An 11433-nucleotide genomic window follows, 5' to 3' on the forward strand; every position below is an offset into this window, starting at 1 on the left:
GAAGCGGTCGCAGCTCCGGAAGAAACGGGAGTCTATGGAATGGGGAGAGCTGACGGCAGTTTCAATCATTGCGGGGGTGATGTACGGGTTATCCATTTGGAGCGGGTGGCTGTAAGTTATATTTTGCAGAATGAGTTCCTACAATGGTAGGATGGAAGAGGATAACAAGTAGGAAGTTTAAGCGAAACAGGAGTGACCTTTCATGAATTATTCGGTCGACTCGTTTGTGCAGAAGCATCAGCTCATAAAACCCTGTCAAACAGTAGTAATCGCAGTTTCTGGAGGGCCGGATTCTATGGCTCTTTTGCATTATCTGCATTCAAAAAAAACAGAATGGCAGCTGAATCTTATTGCGGCGTCAGTGGATCATGAATTAAGAGGAGAGGATTCTCTCGAAGACCTCCAGCATGTAAAACAGGCAGCCAAAAAATTAAATATTGAATTTCATGGAACTTCTGTGGATGTGAAAACGTATAAACAACAGAATCACTTAGGCACGCAGGAAGCAGCCCGAATTCTCAGGTATAACTTTTTAGCTAAGGTTATGAAAGAGGTCTCCGGGAACGTTCTGGCGTTAGGGCACCATGGGGATGATCAGGCGGAGACTCTGCTCATGCAGATGGTGCGAAGTGCTCGCCCTGAAGCTCTTCAAGGCATACCACTCTGCCGTCCATTTTCAACAGGCATGATTATCAGGCCGTTTTTATCTGTTTCCAAACAGGAAATCTTGGAGTATTGCTCTAAGCATGACATTTCCTATAAAGAAGACGCTTCGAATCAAGAAACGAATTACACGAGAAATTCATTTCGTAAAGAGATTATGCCGTTGCTAAAAGACCAGAACCCTAAAATTCATCTACATATGCAGGCGATGAGCGAGAGGGCAAGAGAGGATCAATTATACATAAGAAAGCAGGCAGAAGCTGTATTGAAAATCATGCATTTCTCTGATGAAAAAGGGAAATCTGTTCAATTTTCAATCCAAAGGTTTAAAACCTTTCCGTTTGCTTTACAAAGGAGTGCCTTTCATCTAATATTGAACTATCTGTATGATAACCAAACGGAGGAAATTTCCTATTTACACGAGGAAATGTTCGTGGACCTATTGAAGGGTCAGAAATCGAACGCTGAATTGAATCTGCCTCAGGGACTTAAGGTGATTCGTGCGTATGATCACGTGAAATTTTCGTTTGAACTTCTTGACGAAAATCAAAGCTTTAATGAGCGGATCGATATTGGAGAAACTTTGAAGCTGCCGGATGGGTGTGAACTCACCCTGGAAAGGTGCGGGGAATCAAATGGTGAGGGCCGCTATGAATTTATTTGTGATGCCTATCACGTAAAGCTTCCTTTAATTGTTCGTACCCGCCAACCTGGAGACCGGATTCTTTTGAAAGGAATGAATGGATCAAAAAAAGTAAAAGATATTTTTATTGATCAAAAAATTCCTGCACAGCTTCGCAAGACGTGGCCACTGGTGACGGATAACAGCGGCCGGGTTCTCTGGCTGATTGGTTTGAAAAAGGGTGGGACATGTACTGGAGAGCATTCTGGTACGTGGCTTCGATTGCGATATAAAAATAAAGCAGACACGTAGGAGGAGCAAGCATGCACAACGAGATCAAAGAAGTCTTAATTTCTGAAGAAGAAATTCAAGCAAAGTGCAAAGAAATTGGGGCGCAGCTGACGGAGGAGTACCAGGACCGTTTTCCGTTGGCGATTGGAGTATTAAAGGGTGCGATGCCTTTTATGTCAGATGTGTTAAAAAGGGTAGAAACACACCTTGAAATGGATTTTATGGATGTATCCAGCTACAATGGAGGAATGAAATCTTCAGGTGAGGTTAAAATTGTTAAAGACTTAGATACACAGGTCGAAGGCAGAGACATCTTAATCATTGAAGATATCATTGACAGCGGACTTACGTTAAGCTATTTGGTAGATTTATTTAAGTACCGCAAAGCTAGATCCATTAAAATTGTTACGCTGCTTGATAAGCCGGCAGGCCGCGCATCCAGCATTAAAGCAGATACGATCGGTTTCGAAGTGCCGGACGAATTTGTAGTCGGTTTTGGTTTAGATTACAACGAGAAGTACCGTAATCTTCCTTACATCGGGGTTCTTAAACCAGAGGTGTACGGTGGCTAAGCAGATGAGTAAACTTCGTGTCCATCAAATGTTAAGGTATAAGGGTAATTAGTTGTGAAGGAAGTTTTTCGTATGATACTATTTAGTATAGTTTTTCTCGCTTGGGAGGAGGTAGGCAATGAACCGGATATTTCGTAATACTATATTTTATTTACTTATCTTCCTCGTAGTTATCGGCGTCGTCGGTCTATTTAGAGGTCAAGGTGAGCCACAGCAAACGTTAAATGTGAACGATTTTTACGATAAATTAAATAACGGTCAAATTGAAAAGATGACCATTCAGCCTGTCAATGGGGTGATGCGGGTCACAGGTACACTTGAAGGCAGTGAAGAAGGTAAAGGGTCATTTACAGCTAAACTGCCAGCAAACGATCAAGTCATCGCTAACGTAACGGATAAGGCGCAGAAGCAAAGTATCCTTTCTGTTGAAGAAGAGGAACAGCCGAGCGCATGGGTGACCTTTCTAACATCCATCATTCCGTTCGTAATTATCTTTATACTATTCTTCTTCTTGCTTAATCAGGCTCAGGGCGGCGGAAGTCGTGTTATGAACTTTGGTAAGAGCAAGGCTAAAATGTATAGTGAAGATAAGAAGAAGGTTCGTTTTAAAGACGTTGCCGGAGCGGATGAGGAGAAACAAGAGCTCGTTGAGGTTGTGGACTTCTTGAAAGATCCACGGAAATTCTCAGCCGTCGGAGCTCGGATCCCGAAAGGTGTTCTTCTTGTAGGACCGCCGGGTACTGGTAAAACATTGCTTGCACGTGCTGTCGCTGGGGAAGCAGGCGTTCCATTCTTCTCCATCAGTGGTTCAGATTTCGTGGAAATGTTTGTAGGTGTCGGTGCTTCCCGTGTTCGTGATTTATTCGAAAATGCGAAAAAGAATGCACCAGGCATTATCTTTATTGATGAAATTGACGCAGTTGGCCGCCAGCGTGGAGCTGGACTTGGCGGGGGCCACGATGAACGTGAGCAGACCCTCAATCAGCTGCTAGTTGAGATGGACGGATTTGGTGTGAATGAAGGAATAATTATCATTGCTGCAACCAACCGCCCTGATATCTTAGACCCTGCCCTGCTTCGTCCGGGCCGTTTTGACAGACAAATTACAGTCGACCGTCCAGATGTTAAGGGTCGGGAAGCTGTTCTTGCTGTTCATGCTAAGAATAAGCCTTTAGAAGAAAATGTCGATTTAAAAACGATTGCATTACGCACACCGGGATTCTCCGGAGCGGATCTTGAAAACTTACTCAACGAAGCAGCACTAGTGGCTGCCCGCAGTGATAAGACTAGAGTTGACATGGAAGATGTTGATGAAGCGATTGATCGTGTAATTGCAGGTCCAGCTAAGAAAAGCCGTGTTATTTCACAGAAAGAACGTAATATTGTTGCCCACCATGAAAGTGGACACACGGTTATTGGTATGGTTCTTGATGACGCTGACATGGTGCACAAAGTTACCATCGTACCGCGTGGTCAAGCTGGCGGATATGCTGTTATGCTTCCACGTGAAGACCGCTACTTTATGACCAAGCCTGAATTGTTTGATAAAATCACCGGGCTTCTGGGTGGACGAGTAGCTGAGGAAATTATGTTTGGCGAAGCAAGTACAGGTGCTCATAATGACTTCCAACGTGCTACAAGCATTGCTCGTAAAATGGTTACTGAATATGGAATGAGTGAGAAGCTCGGACCGCTTCAGTTTGGATCTAATCAAGGCGGACAGGTCTTCCTTGGCCGCGATATCCAAAATGAACAGAATTACAGTGATCAAATTGCTTACGATATTGATAAAGAAGTACAGAACTTTATTAACCACTGCTATGATCGTGCGAAAACGATTCTAACGGATAATAAAGCTAAACTAGAGTTAATTGCGAAAACGCTGCTGGATGTTGAAACTCTTGATGCTACGCAAATTCGCTCACTATTTGATAAAGGCCGTCTCCCAAGTACAGAGGAACTTGAAGTGATTGCTCGTGAACACAATGCGAAGATTAAGAATAATACTTCCTCCACTCATGATAATGAGAGCAAGGATAGTGCGCGTTTGAATATCCTGTCTAAGGATGAGGAAATCAAGGAATCTGACTCTGACTCAACTAAAGAAGACGAACCTTCTGCTTCTGAAGAAGAGCGGAACGATTCTGACGATGATACGCCCCGCACGTAATTAATGATTCTGCCACATCAACCCTTATAGGGTGATGTGGCTTTTCTTTTGGTTTATAATATAAATTATATTTCCCATACTTCCACAGACAGGGAACAAGTTGAAACCGGCTGGATAACCTCCTTGATTACAGGCGTTTTTCTGGCTTTTTGGTTTGTCCATTTAAAAGAAAGTAACAGGGGATTTGTGATATGATGGTAGCCGAAAGAAACGAAAATGGAGGACGCCCTATGAATTTTGTACTTGATGTTGGGAATACAAATACTGTACTTGGTGTTTTTGAAGAAGATTCGTTAAAGTTTCATTGGAGAATTAAAACCGATCGTCACAAAACAGAAGATGAATTCGGAATGCTGATTAAATCTCTATTTGAGCATGAAGGTTTATCTTTCAAAGATATTGATGGCGTTATTATATCCTCGGTTGTGCCGCCGATTATGTTTGCTCTTGAAAGAATGTCTCAAATTTATTTTAATATAAAGCCAATGATTATTGGAGATGAAGGGGTGAAGCACGGTCTTGCCATGAGATACCCTTCTCCTGATGAGATTGGTGCCGATCGCATCGTTAATGCGGTAGGAGCGATCAAAGAATACGGAGGTCCGCTGATCATCATTGATTTTGGTACAGCTACGACCTATTGCTATGTGAATGAAAGTGAAGAATATGTAGGTGGAGCGATCGCGCCTGGAATTAATATTTCCATGGAGGCGTTATATGCTAAAGCTGCAAAACTTCCTAAAATTGAAATTAAGAGTCCGGAGCACGTCGTAGGACAGAGCACAGTAGAAGCGATGCAATCCGGTGTGTTCTTTGGCTATGTCGGCCAGGTAGATGAAGTCGTACGCCGCATGAAGGAAACTGCATCTGAAGTTCCTACAGTGATCGCAACAGGAGGATTAGCCTCTTTAATCGCCGACCAGTCCAGAACAATTGATAAAGTGGATCCTTACCTAACGTTAAAAGGTCTGCATGAAATTTATAAAAATAATAAAGATAAACCAGTTTTTAAAGGAGAATGATTTACGATGTCCGACTATTTAGTGCGTGCAACTGCATTTAATGGCCAAGTTAGAGCTTATGCCGTTCAATCCACAGCGACTGTCGAAGAGGCTAGGCGCAGACAAGATACGTGGGCGACGACTTCTGCAGCTTTAGGCCGTACATTAACTATTGGTTCTATGATGGGAGCTATGCTGAAAGGGGAAGACAAACTGACTATTAAAGTCGAAGGTGACGGACCCGCGGGAGCCATAATAGCTGACGTAACTTCGCACGGTGAAGTTCGTGGTTACATTAAGAATCCTCACGTTGATTTTGACTTGAATGAAAATGGGAAACTGGACGTAGCGAAAGCGGTAGGAACAAGCGGTACCGTGAGCGTTGTGAAAGATCTGGGAATGAAAGATCATTTCACCGGTCAGGTTCCTATCGTATCTGGAGAAATCAGTGAAGATTTAACTTATTATTTTGCTAATTCTGAGCAGGTCCCTTCCGCAGTTGGCGCCGGCGTCCTGGTCGATACGGATTATTCAATCCTTGCGGCAGGAGGTTTTATCATTCAAATGATGCCGGGCGCAGAGGAAGAGGCTACTGCCACGATTGAACAGAGGTTATCCCAAATGCCGCCGATCTCTTCGATGGTCCGTGACGGGAAGACACCTGAACAAATTCTTTCCACGTTATTAGGAGAAGAGAATGTGAAGGTCCTTGATACGATGCCGGTGCAATTTAAATGTCACTGTTCAAGAGAGCGAGTGGAAACGGCTATTGCCAGTCTTGGAGATGAAGAAATTCAGCGTATGATTGATGAAGACCAAGGGGCAGAAGCGAAATGTCACTTCTGTAATCAAGATTATCAATTTGAAGTGAAGGATTTACAAGAACTTCAATCAAATGAAGCATAAATATAAATTAGTTTTTAATTGATAAATAGATTGAAATGTTTGACAACTGCTCATGACTTCCGTACATTAGAATTAAATCCTATTTAAATACTTGGTTTTAGGAGTGAGTTCATGAAAATTGCAAATAACGTAAGCGAATTAGTTGGTCAAACTCCAATGGTAAAACTGAACGGCAGTGCTGACGAAAACAGTGCTGATATTTATCTGAAACTCGAATACATGAATCCCGGAAGTTCGGTAAAAGACAGAATTGCTTTGTCTATGATTGAAGCTGCAGAGAAGGCAAATGAACTTAAAGAAGGCGATACTATTATTGAGCCTACCAGCGGAAACACTGGTATTGGCTTAGCTATGGTTGCTGCAGCAAAAGGGTATAAATCTATTCTGGTTATGCCGGATACGATGAGTCAGGAACGACGCAACCTGTTGAAAGCTTATGGGGCAGAGCTCGTGCTGACTCCTGGAAGTGACGGTATGAAGGGTGCAATTAAGAAAGCGGCTGAACTGCAGGAGAAGCATGGTTACTTTATGCCTCAGCAATTTAATAATGAAGCCAATCCTGCTGTGCACGAACGGACGACTGGTCCTGAAATTGTAGAGCAAATGGGCGATCAGCTCGATGCGTTTGTAGCTGGAATTGGAACAGGTGGTACCATTACTGGCGCAGGCAAAGTCCTTAAGAAAAAGTATCCTAACTTGAAAATCCATGCTATTGAGCCAGAAGGATCTCCAGTACTTTCTGGAGGCGCCCCTGGACCGCATAAGATTCAAGGAATCGGCGCAGGATTCGTCCCTGGCATCCTGGATACAACTATTTATGATGAAGTCCATCAAGTTTCTACGGAAGACTCGTACGCTGCCGCACGAGAAGCTGCTCGCAAAGATGGGATTCTTGGCGGTGTTTCCTCAGGAGCTGCGATTCACGTAGCTAAACAAGTAGCCAAGAAATTAGGCAAAGGGAAAAAAGTAGTAGCGGTTATTCCAAGTAATGGAGAACGCTACCTGTCAACTCCACTTTATCAATTTGAAGAATAGAGAGTATAAAAAAGCTGCGTTCTGTTAAAGAGCGCAGCTTTTTTTGTTGAGTTTTCATTGTAAGGAGGTACCGCAGATTATCTGCGATGCGAGGCTGCATCCGAGGCCAGAGAAGAGCGTCTCAAACCACCATTAGCATTTGTCTTACTCTTGTCGTGATTAGCGAGCTGCACAGGCAGTTTTTTTGGGGGGAATAATTGTCCTCTGCTCCCTTAGGATTTTTGCTCAAACTATTGTAAAATAGAGAGAAATGACTTTTTAAGTGAGGAATGCTTGATGGAATTTACCATAACGACAAAACCTAAAACCTATAATCTTTCTGAACAAACGCTGGTTATGGGAATATTAAATATCACTCCAGATTCATTTTCAGATGGCGGGAAATTTAATGATGCAGAGGCGGCTGTCCAGCGAGCTAGAACGATGCAAGCGGAAGGCGCGCATATCATTGACATTGGAGGGGAGTCTACAAGACCTGGCCATCGTCCTCTAACCGAGGAGGAGGAACTGGAAAGAGTTTTACCTGTAATTCAAGCAGTTAATAGAGAAGTTTCGATTCCCATTTCAATAGATACTTATAAAGCGGAGGTTGCTAAGCAAGCACTTGAAGCAGGTGCTTCCATAATTAACGATGTGTGGGGCGCTAAAAAGGAACCGAAAATTGCTGAGGTGGCTGCCAATTATGACGCTCCGCTTATCCTCATGCATAATCGCCCTGATCGGAACTACTCCTCCCTCATGGAAAATATGAAGGAAGACTTACAAGAAAGTATCCGCATCGCGAAAGCAGCAGGAGTAAAAGAGGAGCAGATTATCTTAGATCCAGGGATTGGCTTTGCAAAGACCCCTGCAGATAATTTAATCGTGATGAGAAATCTTCATCAGCTTAACCAATTGGGTTACCCCGTTTTACTGGGGAGCTCAAGGAAATCATTTATTGGATTAACGCTTGACCTTCCTCCAGAAGAAAGAATGGAAGGAACAGGGGCCACGGTATGTTATGGAATTTCTCAAGGCGTGCATATGGTTCGAGTTCACGATGTAAAACCGATAGTGAGAATGACGAAAATGATGGATGCCATGATAGGGAGGCGGAAGTAATGGATAAAATCTATTTAAATCAAATGCAATTCTGGGGCTATCACGGTTTATTTCCTGAAGAGAATAAACTTGGGCAGCGATTTAACGTAGATCTAGAACTAGAACTAGATCTCCATCCTGCAGCGGCAACTGATGATATGACGAAATCGATTGATTATGGTGCAGTTTATGAAGTAACCAGGGCAGTGGTGGAAGGTGAAGCGAAGAAATTAGTAGAGACAGTAGCCCAGTCCTTAGCGGATAAGTTACTTAAACAGTTTGAGCGCTTAGATGCCTGCCGTGTAAAAGTAACCAAACCGGACCCGCCGATTCCAGGGCATTATCAATCTGTAGCCATTGATATTCATAGGAGCCGGTTATAATGGTAACCGCTTATGTTGCGCTAGGCTCAAATATCGATGAAAGAGAAGTTTATCTCTCCAACGCTCTAAATTTATTAGAAGGCAAGGGAGAAATAACTATTACCAAACGATCCTCAGTTTATGAAACGGATCCTGTTGGCTATACAGACCAAAATGAATTTCTGAATATGGTGGTTGAAGTGGAGACGTTATTGTCTCCTTATCAGCTGTTAGATGTGTGCCAGTCTATCGAAGAGGAATTAGGCAGAAAAAGAGTGGTGAAATGGGGACCGCGTACAATCGATCTTGACATCCTGCTTTATAATGACGAAAACATCGAAGTGGAGAGGCTGAGGATTCCGCATCCTCATATGCACGAAAGAGCGTTTGTGATGGTTCCTCTCGCTGAATTGAATGGACAAGTCCGTCTATCTTCTATAAATCGGAATGCTCAAGAGGTGCTCGAGAGCATGCCTGAAGCAGAGAAGGCAGGGATTCGGATCTGGGGACGTTTATAATTTAGCTGCGTTCATGCAATAGGCATTATCAAGAGGGGTTAGCGTGCTTCATGGCATCGGAAAGGATTAACGTCATGGCCAGGATGCGATTTCCTAAGAAGAATAGTGTGAATCAAGGTTGAAGAATCCTTGGTGTATATGCAAGTGAGCTGGAAGAAAAAAGTAAGGATTCCTAGATACTTGAACGTTGACACTTACTAAGGTCTTTTCTATACTAAATCATAGTTGCAATACTGCCAGTTCTTCGCTGGCAGTTTTTATTATTGAAGCGGATGGACTTTACACTTGAAATGGATGGAGTGATGACAATGTCGGAAGAACTCAATGATCATATGCGGGTGAGGCTGGAGAAGCTGAATGCATATCGTGAACAGGGATTGGACCCGTTCGGAAGTAAATTTGAGCGCACCCACCTGGCTGAAGACCTTAAAGAAGAGTATGATACCTTCAGTAAAGAGGAGCTCGAAGAAAAGCAGATCCCTACTACGGTAGCTGGACGTATTATGACGAAACGCGGTAAAGGAAAAGCCGGATTTGCTCATATTCAAGATTTAAGCGGTCAAATTCAATTATATATTCGTAAGGATCGAATTGGTGAAGAAGCATATGAACTATTCAAATCTGCTGACCTGGGTGATATCGTCGGCATTACTGGAATCATGTTTAAGACAAATGTAGGCGAGCTGTCAGTAAAAGCGGACGAGTTCCAAATGCTGTCCAAATCACTTCGTCCTCTTCCTGAGAAATTTCATGGTTTACAGGATGTTGAGCAGCGTTACCGTCAACGTTATTTAGATTTAATTACAAATCCAGAAAGTCGAGATACTTTTGTTACCAGGAGTAAAATTATTCAATCGATGCGCAGGTATTTAGATGACCTTGGTTTTCTTGAAGTGGAAACTCCTTTAATGCACGGAATTCCTGGTGGAGCATCTGCGAGGCCGTTTATTACACATCATAATGCGCTGGATATGACTCTCTACATGCGGATTGCTATCGAACTCCACTTAAAACGATTAATCGTCGGTGGTATGGAAAAAGTATATGAAATCGGACGCGTTTTCCGTAATGAAGGTATTTCAACTCGTCATAACCCTGAGTTCACGATGCTTGAACTCTACGAAGCTTATGCGGATTACCACGATGTAATGGAACTAACTGAAAATATGGTTGCCCATATTGCTAAAGAGGTGCTAGGCACTACTAAAATTACCTATAACGATGTGGAAATTGATTTAGAACCGAAGTGGACTCGTCTTCATATGGTAGATGCTATTAAAGAATACACAGGAGTGGATTTCTGGAAAGAGATGAGTGACGAAGAAGCGAAAAATCTTGCTGATCAGCACGGGATTGAAATTCAAGATTCTATGACATTTGGTCATATTGTAAATGAATTTTTTGAACAAAAGGTCGAAGAAGAGCTTGTTCAGCCTACGTTCGTTTATGGACATCCTATTGAAATTTCCCCTTTAGCAAAGAAAAACCCTGAAGATGAACGATTTACGGATCGATTTGAATTATTCATTGTTGGTAGAGAACATGCGAACGCCTTCTCGGAATTAAATGACCCAATCGATCAACGGGAGCGGTTTGAAGCTCAATTAAAAGAGCGAGAAGAAGGAAATGACGAAGCACATATGATGGATGAAGACTTCTTGGAGTCATTGGAATATGGTATGGCACCGACAGGCGGACTAGGTATTGGAATAGACCGTTTGGTTATGCTCTTGACTGATTCCCCTTCTATCAGAGATGTATTACTATTTCCGCAAATGCGTAATAAAGATTCATAAGAAGCTGCAAAGCAAAAGAATACATTTCTTTGAAAACCCGAACCAATGTCTATGGTTCGGGTTTTCTCTGTTTAGCAATCCATGCAGAAATGCCCTATTAACCAAATTCGGCAGGACATTCTCTTCCGTTCTGCCGGCAGACAACTGTGTAAACGGTCTGTACTTCTTGTTTTTATACTAGTGGATCTTCTGCATGATTTCAGTCCTTTTATTTGTGATTTACCCTGTATAATCGTCAGAATATATTTTTATTTTGATTTCCTATTGCGTTAAACTTTGAACCATGGTAAATTATTAAACGTTGCGTTAAGAAAACAGCGCAAACGAAAAAAGAAAAAATAAAATAATCACGAAAAAATGTTGACTTAAACAAGTCGCCGTGATATATTTATTAAGTCGCTGTTTTGAAGCGGCGAA

The 11433-nt window shown here is 42.5% G+C and carries 10 protein-coding genes; all 10 read left to right on the forward strand.

What is annotated here, in order from left to right:
- The first annotated feature begins 202 nt into the window (after positions 1 to 202).
- Positions 203 to 1597, forward strand: a complete 1395-nt coding sequence (gene tilS / locus Q7A53_RS21500; protein ID WP_411791263.1) for a tRNA lysidine(34) synthetase TilS — start codon at positions 203 to 205, stop codon at positions 1595 to 1597.
- A gap of 11 nt (positions 1598 to 1608) precedes the next feature.
- Positions 1609 to 2148, forward strand: coding sequence for a hypoxanthine phosphoribosyltransferase (hpt, locus tag Q7A53_RS21505; RefSeq protein WP_411791264.1), 540 nt, complete (start codon positions 1609 to 1611; stop codon positions 2146 to 2148).
- A gap of 118 nt (positions 2149 to 2266) precedes the next feature.
- The gene (ftsH, locus tag Q7A53_RS21510) at positions 2267 to 4318 is read left to right on the forward strand and encodes an ATP-dependent zinc metalloprotease FtsH (protein ID WP_411791265.1); all 2052 of its coding nucleotides are present in this window, start codon (positions 2267 to 2269) and stop codon (positions 4316 to 4318) included.
- Between the two features lie 230 nt (positions 4319 to 4548).
- Complete coding sequence (locus tag Q7A53_RS21515; RefSeq protein ID WP_411791266.1) at positions 4549 to 5340, forward strand: type III pantothenate kinase; 792 nt, start codon at positions 4549 to 4551, stop codon at positions 5338 to 5340.
- 6 nt (positions 5341 to 5346) lie between these two features.
- The gene (gene hslO, locus Q7A53_RS21520) at positions 5347 to 6225 is read left to right on the forward strand and encodes an Hsp33 family molecular chaperone HslO (protein WP_411791267.1); all 879 of its coding nucleotides are present in this window, start codon (positions 5347 to 5349) and stop codon (positions 6223 to 6225) included.
- Between the two features lie 111 nt (positions 6226 to 6336).
- A complete protein-coding gene (gene cysK / locus Q7A53_RS21525; protein ID WP_411791268.1) occupies positions 6337 to 7260 on the forward strand; it encodes a cysteine synthase A in 924 nt (307 codons plus the stop codon).
- A 276-nt stretch (positions 7261 to 7536) separates the two neighbouring features.
- A complete protein-coding gene (folP, locus tag Q7A53_RS21530; RefSeq protein ID WP_411791269.1) occupies positions 7537 to 8361 on the forward strand; it encodes a dihydropteroate synthase in 825 nt (274 codons plus the stop codon).
- On the forward strand, positions 8361 to 8723 hold the full coding sequence (gene folB / locus Q7A53_RS21535) for a dihydroneopterin aldolase (RefSeq protein ID WP_411791270.1): 363 nt from the start codon (positions 8361 to 8363) through the stop codon (positions 8721 to 8723). The genes folP and folB overlap by 1 nt, the downstream gene beginning before the upstream one ends.
- Positions 8723 to 9220 (forward strand): 2-amino-4-hydroxy-6-hydroxymethyldihydropteridine diphosphokinase, encoded by a 498-nt coding sequence (gene folK / locus Q7A53_RS21540; protein ID WP_411791271.1) that lies wholly within the window; start codon positions 8723 to 8725, stop codon positions 9218 to 9220. The genes folB and folK overlap by 1 nt, the downstream gene beginning before the upstream one ends.
- A gap of 308 nt (positions 9221 to 9528) precedes the next feature.
- Entirely contained in the window at positions 9529 to 11016 is a 1488-nt protein-coding gene (gene lysS / locus Q7A53_RS21545) for a lysine--tRNA ligase (RefSeq protein WP_411791272.1), read from the forward strand.
- The last annotated feature ends 417 nt before the right edge of the window (positions 11017 to 11433 follow it).

This window comes from Halobacillus rhizosphaerae, assembly GCF_046719735.1.
Taxonomy (GTDB): Bacteria; Bacillota; Bacilli; order Bacillales; family Halobacillaceae; genus Halobacillus_B; species Halobacillus_B rhizosphaerae.